This window comes from Kiloniella sp. (assembly GCF_048259265.1).
GTDB lineage: Bacteria > Pseudomonadota > Alphaproteobacteria > Kiloniellales > Kiloniellaceae > Kiloniella.
Genome location: NZ_JBLXHT010000001.1, coordinates 103,273 through 124,589 on the forward strand (window position 1 = coordinate 103,273; position 21,317 = coordinate 124,589).

Annotated in this window: 17 protein-coding genes and 1 tRNA gene; 9 read left to right on the forward strand and 9 right to left on the reverse strand. The window is 46.7% G+C overall.

The features are described 5' to 3' along the window. Positions 1-53: 53 nt before the first annotated feature. The gene (locus tag ACN0QW_RS00495; RefSeq protein ID WP_417427802.1) at positions 54-1,640 is read right to left on the reverse strand and encodes an ATP-binding protein; all 1,587 of its coding nucleotides are present in this window, start codon (positions 1,638-1,640) and stop codon (positions 54-56) included. 234 nt (positions 1,641-1,874) lie between these two features. Between ACN0QW_RS00495 and lepA the strand changes: the two genes are divergently transcribed. Beyond that, on the forward strand, positions 1,875-3,677 hold the full coding sequence (gene lepA / locus ACN0QW_RS00500; RefSeq protein ID WP_417427804.1) for a translation elongation factor 4: 1,803 nt from the start codon (positions 1,875-1,877) through the stop codon (positions 3,675-3,677). Between the two features lie 111 nt (positions 3,678-3,788). On the opposite strand, the gene ACN0QW_RS00505 is transcribed toward lepA, so the two are convergent. After that, positions 3,789-4,106, reverse strand: coding sequence for a hypothetical protein (locus ACN0QW_RS00505; protein ID WP_417427806.1), 318 nt, complete (start codon positions 4,104-4,106; stop codon positions 3,789-3,791). Positions 4,107-4,334: 228 nt separating this feature from the next. On the opposite strand from ACN0QW_RS00505, the gene ACN0QW_RS00510 reads away from it, so the two are divergent. After that, a tRNA-Ser gene (locus ACN0QW_RS00510) sits at positions 4,335-4,424 on the forward strand. A gap of 57 nt (positions 4,425-4,481) precedes the next feature. Here the strand turns inward: ACN0QW_RS00510 and ACN0QW_RS00515 are convergent. From ACN0QW_RS00515 to ACN0QW_RS00530, 4 genes are all read right to left on the reverse strand, one after another. Continuing rightward, a complete protein-coding gene (locus ACN0QW_RS00515) occupies positions 4,482-5,057 on the reverse strand; it encodes a peroxidase-related enzyme (protein WP_417427808.1) in 576 nt (191 codons plus the stop codon). Between the two features lie 136 nt (positions 5,058-5,193). Further along, entirely contained in the window at positions 5,194-5,679 is a 486-nt protein-coding gene (locus tag ACN0QW_RS00520) for a YajQ family cyclic di-GMP-binding protein (protein WP_299374943.1), read from the reverse strand. 175 nt (positions 5,680-5,854) lie between these two features. Beyond that, positions 5,855-7,006, reverse strand: coding sequence for a methyl-accepting chemotaxis protein (locus tag ACN0QW_RS00525; protein ID WP_417427810.1), 1,152 nt, complete (start codon positions 7,004-7,006; stop codon positions 5,855-5,857). Positions 7,007-7,010: 4 nt separating this feature from the next. Beyond that, the gene (locus ACN0QW_RS00530) at positions 7,011-7,544 is read right to left on the reverse strand and encodes a PAS domain-containing protein (RefSeq protein WP_417427812.1); all 534 of its coding nucleotides are present in this window, start codon (positions 7,542-7,544) and stop codon (positions 7,011-7,013) included. A 378-nt stretch (positions 7,545-7,922) separates the two neighbouring features. Here ACN0QW_RS00530 and ACN0QW_RS00535 point away from each other — a divergent pair, with 378 nt between their 5' ends. Then, positions 7,923-9,365 carry a transporter substrate-binding domain-containing protein gene (locus tag ACN0QW_RS00535; RefSeq protein WP_417427814.1) on the forward strand — a complete coding sequence of 481 codons (1,443 nt, stop codon included), beginning with the start codon at positions 7,923-7,925 and terminating at the stop codon, positions 9,363-9,365. A gap of 71 nt (positions 9,366-9,436) precedes the next feature. On the opposite strand, the gene ACN0QW_RS00540 is transcribed toward ACN0QW_RS00535, so the two are convergent. After that, positions 9,437-9,922 carry a YHS domain-containing (seleno)protein gene (locus ACN0QW_RS00540; protein WP_417427816.1) on the reverse strand — a complete coding sequence of 162 codons (486 nt, stop codon included), beginning with the start codon at positions 9,920-9,922 and terminating at the stop codon, positions 9,437-9,439. 235 nt (positions 9,923-10,157) lie between these two features. On the opposite strand from ACN0QW_RS00540, the gene ACN0QW_RS00545 reads away from it, so the two are divergent. From ACN0QW_RS00545 to ACN0QW_RS00555, 3 genes are all read left to right on the forward strand, one after another. Further along, on the forward strand, positions 10,158-11,234 hold the full coding sequence (locus tag ACN0QW_RS00545; protein ID WP_417427818.1) for a P1 family peptidase: 1,077 nt from the start codon (positions 10,158-10,160) through the stop codon (positions 11,232-11,234). A gap of 136 nt (positions 11,235-11,370) precedes the next feature. Next, entirely contained in the window at positions 11,371-13,167 is a 1,797-nt protein-coding gene (locus ACN0QW_RS00550; RefSeq protein WP_417427820.1) for a methyl-accepting chemotaxis protein, read from the forward strand. A gap of 93 nt (positions 13,168-13,260) precedes the next feature. Next, positions 13,261-14,754 carry an alkaline phosphatase D family protein gene (locus tag ACN0QW_RS00555; protein WP_417427822.1) on the forward strand — a complete coding sequence of 498 codons (1,494 nt, stop codon included), beginning with the start codon at positions 13,261-13,263 and terminating at the stop codon, positions 14,752-14,754. A gap of 29 nt (positions 14,755-14,783) precedes the next feature. Here the strand turns inward: ACN0QW_RS00555 and ACN0QW_RS00560 are convergent, their stop codons facing one another. Both ACN0QW_RS00560 and ACN0QW_RS00565 read right to left on the reverse strand, forming a co-directional pair. Beyond that, on the reverse strand, positions 14,784-15,242 hold the full coding sequence (locus ACN0QW_RS00560; protein ID WP_417427824.1) for a methylglyoxal synthase: 459 nt from the start codon (positions 15,240-15,242) through the stop codon (positions 14,784-14,786). Positions 15,243-15,276: 34 nt separating this feature from the next. Then, complete coding sequence (locus ACN0QW_RS00565; RefSeq protein WP_417427826.1) at positions 15,277-16,200, reverse strand: LysR substrate-binding domain-containing protein; 924 nt, start codon at positions 16,198-16,200, stop codon at positions 15,277-15,279. 102 nt (positions 16,201-16,302) lie between these two features. Between ACN0QW_RS00565 and ACN0QW_RS00570 the strand changes: the two genes are divergently transcribed. From ACN0QW_RS00570 to ACN0QW_RS00580, 3 genes are all read left to right on the forward strand, one after another. Beyond that, the gene (locus tag ACN0QW_RS00570) at positions 16,303-17,898 is read left to right on the forward strand and encodes a trimethylamine methyltransferase family protein (RefSeq protein WP_417427828.1); all 1,596 of its coding nucleotides are present in this window, start codon (positions 16,303-16,305) and stop codon (positions 17,896-17,898) included. A 50-nt stretch (positions 17,899-17,948) separates the two neighbouring features. After that, positions 17,949-19,133 carry a mandelate racemase/muconate lactonizing enzyme family protein gene (locus tag ACN0QW_RS00575; RefSeq protein ID WP_417427830.1) on the forward strand — a complete coding sequence of 395 codons (1,185 nt, stop codon included), beginning with the start codon at positions 17,949-17,951 and terminating at the stop codon, positions 19,131-19,133. Positions 19,134-19,267: 134 nt separating this feature from the next. Continuing rightward, positions 19,268-21,307, forward strand: coding sequence for an FAD-dependent oxidoreductase (locus ACN0QW_RS00580; RefSeq protein ID WP_417427832.1), 2,040 nt, complete (start codon positions 19,268-19,270; stop codon positions 21,305-21,307). Positions 21,308-21,317: the final 10 nt, after the last annotated feature.

A 21,317-nucleotide genomic window follows, 5' to 3' on the forward strand; every position in this document is an offset into this window, starting at 1 on the left:
GATAACAGTCCAAATTCAGGTTTTCGTCAAGGTGGCTCGAGGTAAGTTCTTGATCAACTTTCCCGTGATTGGGTGCGCCAGCGTTTAAGGGCATAGTTGATGTGGTTGGCATCAAAGCGGTCTTCAGCCCAGTTTTTGGCGAAGCTTGCGGTGTTACTTTCGGGCAACTCGTTTGCCGAGAGTTCATGGAATCTGATTCGGGTTGGGAAGTTTACGCCCTCACCGACAACAATTGCTTCCTGATTTCGAAGAGAAGGAAGCGATTTCAAAAGGCTGGATGATGACTGTGGCAATGTGCGTTGGACAAACATTTGATCACGCTCGTTACTCATCCGTAGCGAAAACATCGTATTACACTGCGACAGGATGGTTTCAGAAAGTTCGGATGGTCTTTGGGTGATCAATCCTAATGAAACACCATACTTTCGGCCTTCCTTGGCAATTTGCTCAAGAGCTTTGCGCGTCGGAGCAAAGCCTGAATTTCTATCATAAGGCACATAGCGGTGGGCTTCTTCGCAAACAACGAGAATGGGGATAGGGTCATGCCTGTGTCCCCACACGGCAAGATCAAACATGGTCCGACATAGCAGGGATACCATGACATCCACAACTTCGGACGGCACACCGGACAAATCGAAAATTGAAACCGGTTTGCCATCATTGGGAATGCGCATGAGCTGAGACAGGATATAGCTCATGTTATCGCGTAGGGCGACGTTCCCGAACATAAAGGAATAACGACGATCCCCACGAAGGTTTTCCAAGCGGTTTTTCAGGCGTTGAAATGGCGCGAGTTGTTCTGGTTTACCTAGCTGCCCCATCATTTCGTCAATGCGGTGAACCAGGTCAGATAGTTTATAGGGAACAGGTGTATCAACGGTTAGGGTGTTGGCATCTTCGCCCTGTTCACCCCAATTTAACTTTGCCGTTAAAATCGCATCTTTAAGGATACCTGCCTCAATATTGCGCGCTGTTGGTTCTTTACTGCAGAAAATTTCAACAGACTCTTCAAAGTTTAAAAGCCAGTAGGGAAGGCGCAGTGATTCAGGGCTAAGAGATTCTGCCTTATCCTTGAAGGCCGCTGAATATTCATTGTGTGGATCAATAAGAATGATATGTCCGCAAGGGTGACTGTCGAGGATGGATTTCAGGATCACGGTTAGCGAGCAGGATTTTCCGCTACCTGTTGTGCCGAGGATTGCAAAGTGCTTCCCCAAAAGGGCATCGGTCATGATATAGGCAGGAAGTTTCCGTTCTTGAGACAGGGCACCGACAGTAAAACAGGGTTTGTCTGGGCGGGCATAAATTTCCGCAAGTTCATCCGTTTGGACGGGTTCGACCTCTGCCCCCAGTACAGGAAAACGGGAAACGCCACGCTGAAAACCCGGCAGCTCGCCTTTGTCTGGATTGATCAGTTTTTCCCCCAGAAGATCAATGGACATCACCTTGACGTCATTGGGACTTGGCGGATGAGAAGGCTTGGGAATTTCCATGTCACTGATCAAGCCGAAGGCGATAGCAGTTTCCGACTGGATTCTGATCATCTCTCCGATTGTCGGAAGATCGACGTCGGGCGCAACAGAGGCGGATAAATTGTCGCCGCTGATAGATGTGACATAACCGATGGTGTTTGTGGACACGGGTAAAATTCCCTCAAGAAAACCTAACTATTTCAATATTAGCGTGGAAAAGTTTACAGGGGATTTAAAGGGGAGCTATAGGAGCAAATGTTCCATATTTTACTTTGTCTTTTGTTTGTGGGAGTGCGCATCCCCATTATTTTACCGCTGCAACCCCGCTATGATGCAGAGATAGATTGCGCATTCCTGCTTTAGGGCTTATCTTCCGCACGATTATTGATAGGCATGAAGTTAATGGCTGATTTAAAACATATTCGAAATTTTTCAATTGTTGCGCACATCGACCACGGGAAATCTACCCTGGCGGATCGGTTGATTCAGCATTGTGGCGCGCTAAGCGACCGTGAAATGCAGGACCAGGTTCTGGATAACATGGAACTTGAGCGCGAGCGTGGCATCACCATTAAGGCCCAGACCGTGCGTCTGAACTACAAGGCCAAGGATGGTGAGATCTATCAACTCAATCTAATTGATACTCCGGGCCATGTAGATTTCACCTACGAGGTTAGCCGTTCGCTTGCCGCTTGTGAGGGGTCGTTGCTACTGGTCGATGCATCACAGGGTGTTGAGGCCCAAACGCTGGCGAATGTGTATCTGGCGATTGATAATGATCATGATATCATCCCTGTTCTCAACAAGATCGATTTGCCAGCGGCGGAACCTGACCGTGTGCGCGAACAGATCGAAGAAGTTATCGGCATCGACGCGACAGATGCGCTAACCGTTTCCGGGAAAACCGGCGAAGGTATCGAAGCCGTTCTGGATGCTATTGTTGAAAAGCTTCCCGCCCCAATTGGTGATCCCGATGACAAGCTGAAAGCTTTGCTGGTCGATAGCTGGTACGATAGCTATCTCGGCGTGATTACGTTGGTGCGTGTGGTTGATGGTGTGATCAAACCGGGTATGAAAATCCGTATGATGGGAACCGGCACTACGCATCTTGTGGATGCGGTTGGTGCTTTCTCGCCAAAGCTGACCAAGCTCAAAGAACTCCGCGCGGGTGAAATCGGCTATATCACGGCGGGTATCAAACAGATTACCGATACCAAGGTCGGGGATACCATTACTGACGAAAAGAACCTCGCTGTTGAACCGCTGGCTGGCTTTAAGCCTTCTGTACCTGTGGTGTTCTGTGGTCTCTTCCCAATTGATGCTAATGATTATGAAATGCTGCGTGACAGCCTTGGCAAGCTGGCGCTGAATGATGCGTCTTTCCATTTCGAGCCAGAATCTTCTGCTGCGCTTGGTTTTGGTTTCCGCTGTGGTTTCCTTGGTCTTCTCCATCTTGAGATTATTCAAGAGCGTCTGGAACGCGAATTTAACCTAGACCTCATCACGACGGCACCGAGTGTGGTTTATAAAATCCACATGACGGACGGTTCATTGATGGAATTGCACAACCCGGCTGACTTCCCAGATGTGGTCAAGATTGATCACATTGAAGAGCCGTGGATCAAAGCAAATATTCTGGTGCCAGATGATTATCTGGGACAGGTGTTGAAGCTTTGCGAAGATCGCCGTGGCATCCAGCAGGAACTGACCTATGTGGGCAGTCGTGCGATGATTGTTTACAAGCTGCCGTTGAACGAAGTGGTGTTCGATTTTTATGATCGACTGAAATCCATTTCCCGTGGTTATGCCAGCTTCGATTATTCCATCGAAGGCTATGAAGAAAACGAACTGGTGAAGGTTTCCATTTTGGTGAACTCAGAACCTGTGGATTCCCTATCTATTATCGTGCACCGTTCTCAGGCAGAGCCACGCGGCCGTATTCTTTGTGAACGCCTGAAAAGCCTTATCCCTCGTCAGTTGTTTAAAATTGCTGTTCAGGCTGCAATTGGTGGCAAGATCGTGGCGCGTGAGACGATTTCAGCTATGCGTAAGGATGTGACTGCCAAATGTTATGGTGGTGACGTTTCGCGTAAACGTAAGCTTCTGGAAAAACAAAAAGCAGGTAAGAAGCGCATGCGTCAGGTCGGGAATGTTGAAATCCCGCAGACGGCCTTCCTCGCGGCACTTAAGATGGGTGACGATTAAGGTCTTCGCTTTAAAGCGCTGTTATAAATAAAGCTCCGGACGATTTTTCCTGCTTTTAGCAGATTATCGGGCGGAGCTTTTTTTATGTGCCTTCTTTGGGCGGGACTTTTTTTAACGACGCCTTCTTCTACTGCTGCTTTTGAATAAATAGCCGGGTATAAAAAAGATCACAGCGGCGACAAGGCCGACAACAAGGGTCGGGACAAAGAGCAAGGGCGAAAACACATCATCCCACAGCCATAGACCGATATAGCGTTCGATAACCGCCTGCAATAAATTGAGAGAACCGGGGTGCACCGCAAACCAGTTTTCCCCCAACAGCGAAAGCTGAAAGCTGCCTTGTTCCATCAAGGGGAAGAGATCAAAGGCGAGCGAGGCGAGAGCAATTGCCAGAAAGACCCAACCAAGTATCCGCAGGATGAATGTCATACTTTTCCTATTCCAATAAAATTTCAGCTCTAATTATGCTGTTTCTAATGCCAGCATACAGCTTAACAGCATAAGGGCGAGTAAAGAAATTTTGTCTGTCAAAATCAAAACTTAACTGCCTCGGCGCGACTTCAGTAAATGGTGTGCTTATCTGGTGCAAAAAATGGTTGCATCCTCTGCCCATACCCATTAAGTTCCGCCTCGCACCCAAGGGTGCCCTATAATGCTGGAGAGGTGGCCGAGTGGCTGAAGGCGCACGCCTGGAAAGTGTGTATACGTTAACGCGTATCGAGGGTTCGAATCCCTCTCTCTCCGCCATAATGAAAACCCCCAAGGTAACCTGCCTTGGGGGTTTTGTTTTGTCCCAAATAAAAGCTACAGATCCCGTCCCATAGAATAAAACTCGTCATTCGGTCGCATGGAGGTGAAGTTGGCCATGCGGTTGCTGAGGCCGAAGAGGGCGGTTATGGCGGCGATGTCCCAGATGTCTTCATCCGTGAAGCCGTGGGCTTGAAGTTTTACAAAATCTTCGTCGTTGGTTGACTGGGCATCGTTGGATACCTTTAGAGCAAAGTCCAGCATTGCCATTTCCCTTGGGGAGATATCGGCCTTGCGATAGTTGGTGGCGATCTGATCAGCAATAAGCGAATTCTTTGCCCGAATACGCAGAACTGCGCCATGGGCGATAACACAGTACTGACACGCGTTGTCGCTGGAGGTAGCCACGATAATTATTTCCCGGTCGGCTTGGCTCAGGTTGCTTTCTTTATTCATCACGGCGTCATGATAGGCAAAGAAGGCGCGGAATTCTTCTGGTCGGTGGGCAAGCACCAGAAATACATTGGGAATAAAGCCTGCTTTTTCCTGAACCGCCAAAATTTTCTCTTTGATATCATCAGGAAGTGCATTTAATTCTGGCACGGGATAACGGCTAATAGGGCGAGAAGACATCAATAGATTTCCTTATTGGAGTGTGCGTTCGAGCAGATAAGAGAGATTTTGAGAGTGAAGAGGGGCGTGTTGCTGATATCAGATAAAAAAGCCCGACATGAATGCCGGGCTTTCGTGTCGTCACCTAGTCTTAACCTTAATCTCTGAAGTTTTCGAACTGGAGAGGCTGTTCGATGTTTAGTTCCTTGATCATGGTGATGGCACCCTGAAGGTCGTCGCGTTTCTTGCCGGTGATGCGGACTTCCTCGCCCTGAACGGCGGCTTGAACCTTTAGCTTGGATTGTTTGACGGCGGTGGTGATTTTTTTGGCCAGCTCACGGTCGATGCCCTGTTTAAGCGTAACCTGCTGGCGCACCATGTTGCCCGATGCTGCTTCTTCCTTGCCAAAGTCCAATGCGGCGGCGTCGATACCGCGGCGAGTAACGTGGCCTTTCAGGAGTTCCTGCATCTGTGTCAGCTTCAAATTATCGTCGGCAAGAATGGTGATGATCTCGCCCTCAATGGTAATTTCGCAGCTTGATCCTTTGAAGTCATAGCGCTGGGTGACTTCCCGACGCACACCATCAAGCGCATTGTTGACTTCTGGCATATCGGTTTTTGAAACGATATCAAATGATGGCATCGTGAATTCTTCCTTATGTACTTATGTCTGTTGTAGTTGAATAGTTGTGAACGACTAGTGACGGAACGAAATAAAACCCCCGTACCGTCGGTATGTTTAGACTGCTAAGCAGAATAGCCGAACTATACGGGGGTTAAAATATAAAAGTCGTTACTTTCGTGGATCGATTGCCTGATTAAATAACGGCGCGCACAGATTCCAGAAAACGATTAACTTCGCCGTTCAGCATCTCTCCTTGTTTGGAAAGTTCAGACGACGCAATCAATACATCTTTTGATGCATTTCCTGTTTCAACCGATCCAGCTGTTACCTTCTGAATGTTGCTGGTGACTTCGTTTGTTCCTGCAGAAGCTTCGTCAACGTTGCGGGCGATTTCCTGTGTTGCAGCTCCTTGTTCTTCTATCGCGGCTGATATGTTTGTGAAGCTGTCATTGATTTGCTCAATAACTGATTTGATCTTGTCGACAGCAGAAACCGCGTTTTTTGTGGCGTCCTGTACACTGGAAATCTGAAGTGCAATTTCTTCAGTAGCTTTTGCTGACTGATTTGCAAGATTTTTAACCTCTGAGGCAACGACAGCAAAGCCTTTACCTGCTTCTCCGGCGCGGGCGGCTTCAATGGTTGCGTTAAGGGCAAGTAGATTGGTTTGTTCGGCAATGTCTTTAATTAACTTCATGACCTCACTGATCTTTTCAGATGATTCAGACAAGGTGGAAATCATTGCGGCAGTTTCCTGAGCCTCTGCAACAGCCTCAATTGAGATACTTGATGATTGCGAAACTTGTTTGTTTATCTCATTGATTGAGCTTGAAAGCTGATTTGCAGCAGATGCTACTGTTTGTACGTTGACAGAAGCTTCTTCCGATGCAGCGGCGACAACAGTTGCCTGTTCACTGGTTTGACTTGCAGTGGCTGTCATCGTTTCAGATGTGGCATTAAGTTCAGTCGAGGCTGATGAAACGGTTGATACGATTGAGCTCATTGATCCCTGGAAGTCAGTCACAATGTCAGAGAAAGAATGCACTCTGTTTTCCATTGAATCCATAGCTTCATTGATCGTTTGACTGGCAACGCCAAAGGAACCAACCATACCCTTTTCAGCAATCCGGCGATAATATTTATTTTGACTGGCGTATTCCAGCGAAGCGGTTGCCTCGCGCATAAAAGCATCTGTACGGTCGATCATCAGGTTAATCGCATGCATAACCTCTGCGGTCTTGCCTGTGGATTTTATGTTTGTGAGGCGAGCTTCAAAGTCTCCGTTTGATACGGCTTGGCATACATCAAGTATCTGTTGTAATTCTTTGTTTGAGCTGTTTCCGAACATAACGTTACCCCGCTTTTCTCATAAGATTGGCAATAAATTCATCGTAGGCTAGGCCATGGTCATGAAGAATGGTTGTTAGTTTACTGTAGGACTTCTCTAACCCTGCTTTTCGATCCGAGCTTTGTTCAATTTCAAGGAGGCTACGGTAAAGAGGAATAATTATTTCATCTAATATTTGGCGATCTGGAACTCTTCGGTTTGAATGATAACCGATGACTTTTCCTTGTGCATTTTTGCTGGGCGTAACATGGGCAATGACCCAGTAATGATCACCGTTTTTGGCTCTGTTTTTGACGTAAGCGAAAATCTCTTGCCCATTCTGAAGGGTATCCCACAGGAGCTTGAAAACTGATCGCGGCATATCGGGGTGGCGGATCAGACTGTGAGGTTGACCGAGTACTTCCTGTTCCTTGTAATCGGCAATGGCTAAAAAAGTTTGATTGGCGTAGGTGATACGACCTTTCAGGTCAGTTTTGCTGACGATTAAGTCATTGTCGGCAAAAAAACGTTCCCTGTTTGTAATGGGTAAATTCTTCATTTGGACCTCGGCAAGGGGTGGCAAAAATAGAGTAATATTTAGTCGTACAGCGAGCACTAAAATGAACGATTCGTTACGTTCAATTTTCCTGGTTTAACGCACTTAGGTTTTGGTACTGCACATGTTAATTTTTTATGAAAAAATCCATAATTTTACATTTATTTTTATGTATAAATAAGATGCATGTAAAATATGGCTTTTGAAGGGGTAAACGACCCTTATTTTTCAAGAATAGAGTAGCAGGTAATACCTTAATAAATAACTATCCATAGATGATTTTTTGTTGATCGATACTCTTTTTAATTGTTCTGTTTGGTACGTACAGATTTTTACACAAAATCTGGTAGGGTTTTAAAAACTCGAAAAGGGGCTGTTTTGTTGAGGTGTTTATTTCGTGCAAAGCTTTTTCTAAAGCTAATCACTATTCTTGGTGCCTTGGTTTCATTTTCTTTAAATACGGTGATTGCAGCTCCAAGCCTTTTGATCGAATCCAATGAGCGCTATGCCGGGGATCTGAACGTTCTCGTCGAAAAGCGCACCATTCGTGTTCTCGTAAACTACAGCCCGACGAACTTTTTTATAGCTGATGGTAAACCGCGTGGATTTGAATACGATCTGATGGAAGAATTCCGTCAGTCCTTGCAAAAGCAAATCCCCAAAGAAAAATGGCCGATCGTATTTATCTATAAGCCGGTTGCTTTTGGAAAGCTGCTGCCTCTACTCGAAGCAGGGTACGGTGATATTGCAGTCGGCGGATTGACGATTACCGAAGAACGCAAAGAAAATATCGATTTTACGAAACCTTACTTGCGAAATGTTGCCGAAGTTATCGTTGGTCGATCGAATTTACCCGAAATACACAAACTAGAAAGTTTATCAGGGAAGGCAGTTTTTATTAACCCGAAGAGCAGCTTTGCTGAGCATCTTGCCGAAATTAACAAAGGCTTTGATCGGCGTGGCCTTTCACTGATCAAGTTAATCCCGGCGAACACGAAGCTAACTGACGAGGATATCTTGCAGATGGTGAATTCCGGAATTGTCGATCTTACGATTGCTGATTTACATGTCGCTGAAAATTGGGCGCAAATACTTCCTAACCTTCGAGTCTATGATAAAATTAAGATCAACGACAAGGGTAAGCTTGCCTGGGCCATTCGACAGGATAGCCCCCAGTTAATGACGGCGATAAATAAGTCGATGAAATTAGTGAAGAAGGGAAGTTTGCTGGGAAACATCTATTTCAAGAAATATTTCGAACAGACCAAATGGATAGAAAATCCGCTGCATAGTAGAGAGGCAAAAAAGCTGAAAACAAAACGAAAGCTTTTTGAGAAGTATGGACTGGAATACGGAATTGACTGGCTGGCCTTGGCTGCGCTTGGTTATCAGGAATCAAGGCTTGATCAATCCGTCAAGAGTGATGCTGGCGCGGTCGGGATAATGCAGGTTTTACCAACAACAGCGGCAGGTAATCCTATCAATATAGATAATGTTGATGATATCGACGGAAACATACATGCAGGGGCAAAATATCTGGCTCATTTACGGGATACCTATTTTAACGACCCTGAAATTGCTGATGATGATAGATTAGATTTTATGCTCGCTGCTTATAATGCCGGGCCGAACAAAGTTCAGCGTATGCGTAAACAAGCCGGGAAAGATGGCTTGAACCCCAATAAGTGGTTTTCAAATGTTGAACAAGTGGCGCGTAAGGTTATCGGGCGTGAAACCGTGGACTATGTCGCAAACATCACCAAGTACTACAGCGCCTACAGGTTGGCTTTTGACTATCATGTTAGTGATCTGGCTACTGAATAAATTCTCGGGGGATAATCAGTTTTATTTGGCTAGCTAAACCGGTCTGAAGAATGATACGACTTGATATGCGCCTAGTCGTTCAGAACCTTGGGCCAATTTTTATTCCCCTTTTCGATATTCCCCGGGACATCCTTTTCCCATCGTTTTTGAATGTCAGGGCTGTAGTTTAAATAGAGCTTGTTATCGACTATTTTCCAAGCAAAGGGATCTGTTGAAGCTGTATCTCCTTGTGCCACGGCCCATGCGCAATAACCGCCATACTGAGGCGCAAAGGCTTCGGGGGTTGCAACGAAGCTTTCCAGATTTTCTTTACTCGAAAAATACCAGGTTGCCCCCATCCACTCTGTTTTGTGATCGTTTGAACCTTCAATTGGCTTGCCTGCCTTAAAGTAGGCAACTGGATCATATCCATTGATGGCGAGGGAGGAGAGAAAGTTAGTGTAAACAGGGTCTTGTGCAGCGAATGACGTCGTTGGGACAGTTGCCCAGCTACTCGCAATTCCAATAGCTGTGAGCTTTATAAAGTGGCGTCTGTTCATAGAGTGCGGGTAAGTCATTCTTCTCTCCTTTAATCTCTGCCTAACAAGATAAGCGGCAAGAAGATAAAGTGCATATCACATTCTGTTGAGATAAGGGTTTTTCAGCTGTGGGCAGCAGCTCAGACATTTTATCTGCCGGTTTATTTGGTGAGTTATTTAACGGGAAAAGAGAATTTAATCAGGTTCGTCTTTGTACAGTCTGGCCAGACTTGATTTAATGTCCCCGGATTATGATTTAGTAGAAAGATTTCGAATGATTTCCAAAAGAACACGGCTTCGGGAACTCGGGATAAAAGTTGGCGCATTGCCAGTTGGTCCTTGGAATGCAATCACGGATGTGCCGGGTGTCGAGGTTGGGCACGCAACAGTACAAGAAGATACACCAGCGGTGCTTCGTACAGGTGTTACCGCAATTCTTCCATTGGGAAAAAATAAACTCTGGAGTCATGGTGCTTTTGCCGGATCAAGTGTTTTTAACGGCTATGGTGAAATGACGGGCCGCGGTTGGTTGGAAGAAGCCGGGCAACTGTCATCACCAATTCTTTTGACGTCCTATTATGGCGTGGGAGCTGTTCATCGGGGTATCAATCAACTTTGTGATGACAAGGATACGCATAGTGGGACACATCCTATTGTTGCGGAGACTTGGGATGGTTGGTTGAGTGACCCGAATGCTTTTGCGTTGACGACAGAACATGTTGCCGAAGCAATGGAAAATACGGAATCAGGGCCGGTGGAAGAGGGCTGTGTCGGCGGGGGAACAGGAATGGTTTGCCACGATTTCAAAGCGGGGATTGGAACGTCTTCTCGACAGGTGAATGTTCTGGGGGAAACCTATACCGTTGGCGTGTTGGTACAGGCCAATTATGGGGACCGCAAAGATTTTCGTATCAATGGGGTTCACGTTGGGGCGCAGATTACGGAGGAAGAAGTACCTGTGCCAGATCGAAAACGGGTTCCACATGTAGAAGATGGATCAATTATCATTATTGTTGCGACTGATGCGCCTCTGTCATCAAAACAGTGTGACCGACTAGCCCGCCGGGCAACCTTGGGATTGGGGCGTACAGGTGGATTTGGTCATAATGGAAGCGGTGATTATGCGATTGCTTTCTCTACGGGGAATATCCTGAAGCTGCGCGAAGAGGGTGTGCATGAGCATTTAAAAATTGTGCCGGAGAAAGATATCAATCCCCTTTTCCATGGTGTGGTTGAAGCCACGGAAGAAGCCATCGTAAACTCACTATGTATGGCGGTAACGACATGTGGGTATAAAGGACGTGTTGTGCATGAGCTTCCATTAGAGCGTGTGGCAAATATGTTAAGATAATAGCTGATTCTTAAGTGTATGGTTAAAAAGGATATTTATCGAAATAAGGTAATCAAAAATCAGTAAAACTGTCATCATTAATTGATATCGATTCTCACGATAAAAAGTCATTATTTGATTACATTGTGAGAGTGTTATGATTACCGCTATTAAATCTCGAATTGATATCAAACTGATTATCGCGTTGGTAACAGTCCTGGTTCCTCTTATGGCTGGGCTGCTCTTCGGGTTTGAGCTTTTGATGAAAAATATGATGCAAAAAGAAGAAGCCCGGACTCAACTTTTACGCGAAATGAATCAAATGTTGCGGGCAGAAATTACCGATCTGCAAACCCGTTATCTTTCTATCGGGACTCATCTTGAAGTTAATGCCTCTAAAGAAATAGAGACTTGGGCTCTTTCCCAAGGGGCAAGTGTAACCATTCATGACGGTCGGAACGGTATTAAGGCCCGCTATAAAAAAAGAAACCAGCGCAGGGACCTGTCCAAAAACGGTTTTTTTGTGCTGGATGAGGGATCGGGGAAGCCTTCGGTATCTCTTGGTGTGTTTGCGGGCAGTAAATATCAGGACAAGGTAAAGGAGTTTCGCTTTGATAAACTTGTTCTCGCAGACATTGAGCGTGAGGTGGCAAGGATTTCCCAGGAAAATTCTGGTGATGATGCTTTAGGACAAAAAGTCTTGTCTCTTAAAGGTATACTGGCTGACGCGACGCTAGAAGCAGAACAAAAACGTATCGCGATCCTTCAACATGTTGATGTTATTCGCGAAAAGGATGAGGAAGTGAAGGCCTTTGCTGATCTGGCTCTTATGATTTCAATCAGCCTTGGTGGCGTTTCTGTTGTACTCATTCTTGGTGTAATTTTTGGTGTAAATCGCAGTCTGGTGACACGATCATTGGTACGGTTACAAGCGGCGGCCCGTGAAGTTGCTGATGGTGGAAATGTTCAGTTACGGGAAGCAAGTCGTATTGATGAAATAGGTTCTCTTGCCCGTGGGGTCGAGCGATTCCAGCAGGCAAGGGATGAAGCAGCTGTCTTGCGGGAAGAAAACGAGAGAGAACGTTTACGCAATCAAAAAGCTGTCGAAGACAGACTTGTTACTGTGGCATCCCAGCTTGAAAGTGGCATGAATTCCAGTGTGAAAAGCGTTACCTTGCACGCGGATGATTTAGCGATCATGTCTGATCAGCTACAAAATTTTGCAACTAATACCAACCAACAGGCTGGTGAGACGATTGAGTTGGCAGACATTAATGCCAAAATGGCCGGCGAGATCAGAGAACTCTCAGAAGATCTTGTCTCGTGTAGCTCGGAAATGTCAGAAGCCGTAGATCAGCAGATTAAGCTGACGTCTTTGGCTACGAAAGATACCAAAGAGGCACATTCCACTGTTGAAGACCTGTACGAAACGGCTAATCAGGTGGAAGAAATTATTGAGATGATTCAGAAAATTGCTGGTCAAACGCATTTACTGGCTTTGAACGCAACCATTGAAGCTTCCCGGGCCGGGGTTGCCGGGGCTGGTTTTGCTGTTGTTGCTGAAGAAGTAAAAAAGTTGTCTGCGGAAACCTCTCAAGCGACAGATGCCATTGCGGTCAGGGTGAAATCTATCCGAGATGTATCTGAACAGGCAGCGAAAGGTATTACTACCATCGAAGGGCGTATCAATCAGGTGGATCAATCAATGCGCGGTCTGGTGCAGCTGTTTGAAGCTCAGTCAAATGCATCTACCGGGATTGCCCGTTTTGTGAAAGATTCTGTAGAAAATGCGAATAAGGTTTCTGGAAGTACAGCAGCCATGCGGGATGCGTCGCGAACCACAGGTGATGCAACTGATAAGTTGATGAAAACATCTGATATGATTAAGTCAGCGTTGGGCCATATGCAAAATGATCTAAGGCTGATTTTAAATGCTGCGTCATCGCCTGTTTAGGGATTTGCAGATGATGAATTTAACTTAATGTAGAATGGTTCCTCGCCGTCATATATCCTCTCTAAATAAATATGAAATTTAGGGAGCGATATCATGGATCTCAAATTGGGACCGATTTTGAATCTGAGAGCGACGGAAGAAGGCTTTTGGGATCTATCTATATTGGTTGTGTCAAAGACACCAACCTCTGACTTGAACTTCAGGTTGGAAAAAGGGGAATGTATCTCTCGTTCAACTTTATATGAAACCAAAGGCTTTATTACGTCGCGATTTGATGTCCGTGTGGCACGTGAAAAAGAAGCCGTAGAGGTGAAGTATTTCCTTGGGTTTGATTTTTGGATATTCAATGTTCCGGCCCGGGACACTGATCCCCAAATGACTTTCCTTTCCTGTAATGGCTTTTCTGCCCCGAGTGAAATCAAAAAAGTGGATGACAAAAATGCCATGTGGAAGGCTTTGCTCTTCCAGCACAGGGTAATGCCTTATAATTTGATGATTATGGGTGGGGATCAGGTCTATGCAGATGAAATATGGGAACGGTGTTCCGAGATTAAAAAGTGGGTTGAGTTACCGCGTAGCAAGCGACGGGAACGCAAGTTTACAAGCCTGATGCGGGATCAGGTCGATCGCTTTTATTTTGACCTTTATTGCCAGCGCTGGAAACAACCCGTTGTGGCTGAGGCGCTTGCCTCTATTCCTACGATCATGATGTGGGATGACCATGACATCTTCGATGGTTGGGGGTCCTATGCCGCCGAAGATCAGGAGTGTGAGGTCTATCAGGGAATTTTTAACATAGCGCGGAAATATTTTGCTCTGTTCCAGCAGCAGCTTTCGATATCAGAAGATGAAAAACATCCGTCTGCTTTACCGACCAAGGGGTTTTCAACAGCTCTAAGGGTTGGGAATTATCTCGTTTTATCACTGGATACGCGGACGGAAAGAACACAAAAACAAGTGCTTTCCCGGGAAAGCTGGGATTTGATTTGGCATCATCTAGATGATTTGCTGCCAGTCAATGAAGGGGGGCCAAAGCATCTGCTTTTTGTATCGCCAGTGCCTGTTGTTCACGCAGACTTTGGATCTATAGAAAGCTTGATGGGTTGGCTGCCCGGTGAACAGGAACTTGAAGACGATTTAAGAGATCATTGGCAGAGCCCAAATCATCGGGCTGAACGTTTACGGATGATCCATAGATTACTCGGACTTATGTCAGATAAATCCTGCCGCGTGACTATTCTGTCTGGCGATGTCCACGTTGCCTGTCTGGGGGTTATCGAAAGCGAACGCGGCGCACCTGTACATGGCCGATCAAAGGTTATTAATCAACTCACTGCGTCTGGAATTGTTCATCCTTCGCCGCCCAAACTAATGGGGTGGTTGTTGACGCAATTGAGTGATGAAGTCGAGCCGATTGAACAGGGCATTACAGCGCGAATGATGGAATTACCAACTCAGCGGAAAAAATATATACTCGCCCGAAATTTCCTGAGTTTAGAGCCGGATAAGGAAAATCGCTTGTGGGCAAATTGGTATGTCGAAGGTCTGGATACACCTGTTACTAAGGTAATCCATGCGATTGAGTGATATTTAGTTAATTTAGGGGCCTGTAGAGTTTAAACTGAGCGTGTGACGTATTCTTCGATCATGGGGTGTGCTGGACGTTTCTGGTAGCCCTTTTCCGTAATACCGCGAAGGATGAAATCTGCTGTTGTCCGGTTACAGGCCACAGGTGTTTCATAGAGAGTTGAGATTCTGATCAAGGCTTTGACGTCAACATCATGTGGTTGGGGCGTCATAGGGTCGACGAGAAAGAACAGAGCGTCCAGTTCATCGTTTGAAATAAGTGCACCAATTTGTAGGTCACCACCAAGCGGCCCGCTTTTAAAGGCAGTTATGTCATGTTCGGGGAGGTTTTCAGTCAACAGACGTCCGGTGGTTCCGGTGGCAACAATGCGAAACTCTTTTAGTTGTTCTTGATTTTCGTCGGCCCATTCCAGAAGCACAGGCTTCATGCGGTCATGGGCAACCATTGCAATCGTACGTTTGGGGCTATTAGCAGAACTGCTGGACATTATGATCTCCTTGTTAGGTGGGCATAATATCGCGTTAATAGAGGCCATTGTCCAAGGAATTTTGTGACGATATCAGCCAATCTCGTACACGCTCTGCCTGGGGGCTTAATGGTTTGTGGTTTGGCCATAAAACCCAAAAATCCCCACCAAAATGGACTGGTTTGTCATCCAGCTTTACCAAAAGACCATGTTCAACCAAATGATCGACCAGATGCCACCAGCCAAGGGCAACTCCACCGCCGGCCAACGCAGCTTGGATAACAAGGGCATAATCGTTCAGGCGTAATCCTTCGCCATAATCTTTCCAGACCAAGTCCTTAGCTTGAAACCAGTTATGCCAGTTCGGTCGATCCCGGTAAGGTTCTTCCAGATAGATAAGTCGTCGTTTTGAAAGCTCAATGGCGTCTTTTGGGTGACCGTTCTCGGCAAGATATCGGGGGCTGGCAACCGGATAGACTTCTTCACTGGCGATCTGAATGGCATCATGACCGGGCCAGTTGCCTATGCCGCGTCGTATGCCCAGTGGAATTCCTTCTATTGCTGGGTCTATATCCTTGTCGGTCGTTTGCAATCGGAGATCAATTTCTGGGTTCTTAGCTCGGAGAGTCCCCAACCTTGGCACGATCCAATAGTTGGCAAAGGCTGTAGAGCAAGAAAGCGTTATGCTGCCCTCGCTATCCGAGCGAGAGAGTTCTTCGGCAGAACGGTGTATATGACCAAGTCCCATGGTGACGTCGTTGTGAAAGCGTTTACCCACATTTGTCAGTTCAACGGAACGATGCCCTCGATAAAAGAGTTGTACATTCAATGCACTTTCAAGCTGTTTGATGGCATAACTTATGGCGGCCTGACTAACATTGAGTTCTTCTGCGGCCCGGGCAAATGATAAATGTCTGCCCGCCGCTTCAAAAGAGAAGAGGGATGCTGGGGATTGGATAAGTGATTTTAATTTTCGCATAAATTAAACTTAGCCTGAGAATAAGATTTTTAGCCAGTCACAACTATATTGCATAAGTATAGCATATGCCTATTCCTATTATTCTTGGAAGAAAGTAAGGCAATGGAACAGTCGGTTGATCGTGTTGATAGTAATGAACATCGGGTGGGAAGAGCCCGAAACCGTGGTCGTGCTGCCAGACAAGCAAGTCGTATGGATGGGGCAGGACAAAATTTACACCTGCAGACGCCTTTTATAAAACGTAACATTCCAACCTATGATCTTCTTGACGAAGAAAACCTGATCAAGATTGAGAGAGCTGCTGATACCATTCTGGCAGAGATAGGTATTGAGTTCCGTGAAGACCCTGAGACAGTGGAACTATTTCGAAAAGCCGGCGGACAGGTTACAGATATTTCTGCGGAAGCTTGGAATATCAAATTCGAACCGGGAATGATTCGGGAACTTCTTAAGACTGCGCCTGAGCGTTTTACACAGCACGCAAGAAATCCTGCGCAATCAGTTGAAATCGGCGGGGATGCCATGGTTTTCGCCCCGGCCTATGGCTCGCCCTTTGTGATGGATATGGATAAGGGGCGCCGTTATGGAACTCTTGATGATTTCGAAAACTTTGTAAAGTTGGCGCAATCTAGTCCATGGCTGCACCATTCCGGCGGAACAATTTGTGAGCCGACGGATATTCCGGTTAACAAGCGTCACCTGGATATGGTTTACACTCATATCCGTTATTCAGATCGCCCGTTTCTGGGATCTATCACGGCCCCTGAGCGTGCAGAAGATAGCATTGAAATGTGTCGCATTCTTTTTGGTTCCGAGTTTGTTGATCAGAACTGTGTGATCATGGGGAACTTTAACTCTACTTCACCCTTGGTTTGGGACGGTATTTCTACCCAGGGCATTCGTGCTTACGCTGCGGCGGGGCAAGGCTCTATCCACTTACCTTTCTTGCTTGGTGGCGCCGTTTGCCCTGTAACAATGCCAGGGGCTGTTGCGCAAGGCTTGGCTGAATCCATGGTCGGTTGTGCTTTGACGCAACTCGTCAGGCCGGGTGCGCCCGCTATTCTGGCTTCGTTTTTGTCGTCCATGTCTCTTCGATCTGGCAGCCCGACGTTTGGAACGCCTGAACCTGCGTTGGGGAGTTTGGTTATGGGACAGTTGGCGAGGCGATTAAAATTACCCCTGCGTTGTGCGGGCAATTTTGCGACGTCAAAAGTACCGGATGGTCAGGCGATGGTACAGGCCATGATGTCAATGATGTCCGCAGTACAAGGGGGCGTGAATTATGTTTTGCATTCCGCAGGCTTTCTGGATGGTTTGCTTTCAATGTCTTATGAAAAGTTCATTATGGATACCGATCTTTGCGGGGCATTACACGCTTATCTCAAAGGCCTTGAAATCAATGACGATACTTTGGGAATCTCTTCTTTGCGTGAAGGAGGCCCGGGGCAGCACATGTTTGGTACGGCACATACGCTTTCTCATTATGAAACAGCTTATTGGGATAGCGAACTTAATGATGATCAGCCTTTCGAAAGCTGGAACGAGCAGGGCGCGGATGACGCCATGATCCGTGCCAACTGCAGATGGAAAAAGATATTGGCAGATTATCAAGCACCGCATTTGGCCGCAGATACAGACGAAGCCCTGCTTGATTTTATGAATCGACGGAAAACTGAAATGAAAGATGCTTGGTATTAAGAGAATTTGATCGGTTGGATGAAGGTTGAGAGATTGGTGAAGCCTAAGTCATGAAAATTACGGATATTAAAGTCACTCATGTAAATGTACCTTTTGATGCACCTTTCTGGTGGACAGCGGGACTTTATCCCGGCGCATCCAAATCCATCATCGAAGTTTTCACGGATGAAGGTGTTGTTGGACTGGGGGAAGCGCCCTGGTGGCATTTTGGTGAGGTTATCAAAGAAGAGATCGCGCAGGCCCTTATCGGAGCTGATCCTTTGGATATCGCCAATTGCGAGGCACGTTGTGTGCCGCCGTGGCAGATAACAGCAAATACAGGTGAAAATGCAATTTCAATAGCCTTTGGCGCATTGGAACTCGCCCTTTGGGATATTCGGGGTAAGGTGATGAATATGCCGCTCTATAAACTATTGGGTGGCGCCGTTAGAAAGGAAATCCCCTTCACCGAATACTTTGCTTTTCGACCCGAAAACAACGGTGCAGGTGGGGAGATGACCCCCGAGGCGATTGTTGATTATTGCTTGAGAATGAAAGAGGAGCACAGGTCGAGTTATTTTGAAGGCAAGCTTATTCAGGGCGATCCCGGACTTGAGGTCAAAACTGTCCGCCTTTTAAGAGAAGCCCTTGGGGCTGATGCCATGTTGCGTCTTGATTCAAATATGCAGTGGTCTTTGACAACGGCACGTTGGGTTCTGAGAGAACTTGAGCCGTATAACATTCGAAATTACGAAGACCCGGTTGCGACCTTTGAAGAAATGGCCGAACTGCGCAAACACTCGATCATTCCCTTTTCCACGCATGTCCCTGATTTGCGACGTGCTGTGGCCCTTGGCGCACCAGATTATTTTGTCTGTAACTTTGCTGCGCTCGGGGGTATTGGGAAGACAATGAAATTTATTGCGGCCTGTGAAGCAATGGGCAAAGGCTTTTGGTGCTATTCAAATGACCTTGGCATTATGACCGCGGCGTATTTGCACGTTGTTGCCGCAACACCATGGATTACAGAACCTTCGCAATCTTTGTTCCGTTGGCAAATTGGCGATGTCATTAAAAACGGTCCTTTCCGTCAGACAAATAATACCATAGCAGTACCGGAAGGATGTGGTTTGGGGGTCGAGCTAGATCCAGAGGCCATGATACGCTGGCATGATCATTTTGTTGAACATGGACCTATAAGTCATTTCAACGATCCGGCTAACACAGGATTATTCCGTCGGTTGCCCCTTAATTAACCAGCTGCGCTCGATATAAAATCTTCTATTGAGTTTTAGCTTTCGTATAACATTGATGAAAACCTCGGACAGATAAACAGGCAAAAAGCCAGATAAAGAAACTGACCAGGGATAAGAATAAACAGGAGAGAGAAATGGCCAGTAATGATCCTTTGTTACAGCCCTATAAGCTGAAGCATTTGACAATCAAAAACCGGATCATGACCACAAGCCATGAACCTGCCTACCCAGAAGACGGAATGCCTAAGGATCGTTACCGTGCTTATCATGAAGAACGGGCAAAAGCTGGGGTTGGTATGACCATGACTGCGGGGTCTGCCGCCGTATCCCGTGATAGTCCCCCTGTGTTCAACAATGTGTTGGCCTACAAGGACGAGGTTGTACCTTGGATGAAGAAAGTTACGGACGCATGTCATGAACATGGATGTGCCGTGATGATCCAGTTGACTCATCTGGGGCGTAGAACAGGCTGGAACAAAGGGGACTGGTTACCTGCCGTGTCGCCGTCGCACCACCGCGAAGCGTCGCATCGTGCTTTCCCGAAGCAGATGGAAGACTGGGATATTCTTCGAATTATCGAGGATTATGCCGATGCGGCGGAGCGCATGAAAGCTGCTGGGCTGGATGGCATTGAACTGGAAGCCTATGGGCATTTGATGGATCAGTTCTGGTCGCCACGAACCAACACATTGGATGGTGAGTATGGCGGGTCGCTGGAAAACAGAATGCGGTTTTCGTTAAATGTACTCGAAGCTATTCGAAAGCGTGTTGGTGACAAGTTTATTGTTGGTATTCGCTATACTGCCGATGAAGCGGACAAGGATGGAATTTCAGCGTCTGAAGGAATTGAAATCTCAAAGCGGTTGAAACGTTCTGGGTTGGTCGATTTTCTCAACGTCATTCGCGGGCATATTGATACGGATCCTGGCCTCACGGATGTTATTCCAGTGCAGGGAATGAAATCTGCGCCTCATCTGGATTTCGCCGGAGAAGTGAAAAAAGCCACAGGCATGCCAACCTTCCATGCTGCTCGTATTCCCGATGTTGCGACAGCGCGTTATGCGGTTGCCGAAGGGCTTCTGGATATGGTCGGTATGACCAGGGCGCACATGGCTGATCCGCATATTGTGAGAAAAATTATGGCAGGGCGCGAAGATGATATCCGTCCTTGTGTTGGCGCAACCTATTGTCTGGATCGCATTTATCAGGGTGGGGATGCATTGTGCATACACAATGCGGCAACAGGGCGAGAGCTGACAATGCCGCACGATATTCCGGCAGCGGATGAGAAACGTAAAGTTGTCATCGTCGGGGCTGGACCCGCCGGGCTGGAAGCTGCAAGAGTATCTGCTGAACGCGGACATGATGTTGTTGTCTTCGAAGCCGCACCTGAACCCGGGGGGCAAATTCGTCTGTCTGCTCAAAGCCAACGGCGAGCCGAGATGATTTCGATCATTGATTGGCGTATGGCACAGTGTACTACGCGGGGTGTTGAGTTTCGGTTTAATACTTGGGCAGAAGCTGCCGATATTGAAGCGGAAAACCCAGATGCTGTTATTATTGCAACGGGTGGCTTACCCCACACTGAAGTTCTGGAAAATGGTAATGAGTTGGTGGTTTCCAGTTGGGATATCATTGCTGGTGATGTTAAGCCGGGTCAGGACGTTCTGGTTTATGACGATGCGGGAGATCATGCCGGATTACAGGCCGCTGAAATTATTTCAAATATAGGTTCAAAGGTCGAGATTATGACGCCGGACCGTAGTTTTGCCCCTGATGTCATGGCTATGAATTTGGTTCCTTATATGCGTTCAATGCAGGAAAAAGATGTGACCTTTACCGTTACCTATCGACTGAAAGATGTTGAGCGGGATGGAAATCGACTACGGGCTAAAATTGGCACTGATTATAGTAATTTGATCAAAGAGAAAAACTACGATCAGATTGTGGTCAATCACGGTACGATTCCGTTGGATGAAATCTATTTTGATCTCAAACCGATGTCTTTGAATCTTGGCGAATTGGATCACAAAGCCTTTGTTGATGGGCAGCCACAAAGAATTGCCACGAATGTTGATGGTAAGTTTCAGCTTTTCAGAATTGGGGATGCCGTTGCCGCCCGAAATACCCACGCGGCAATCTATGACGCGCTCAGGCTTGCAAAAGATTTATAAGAACGGTTTC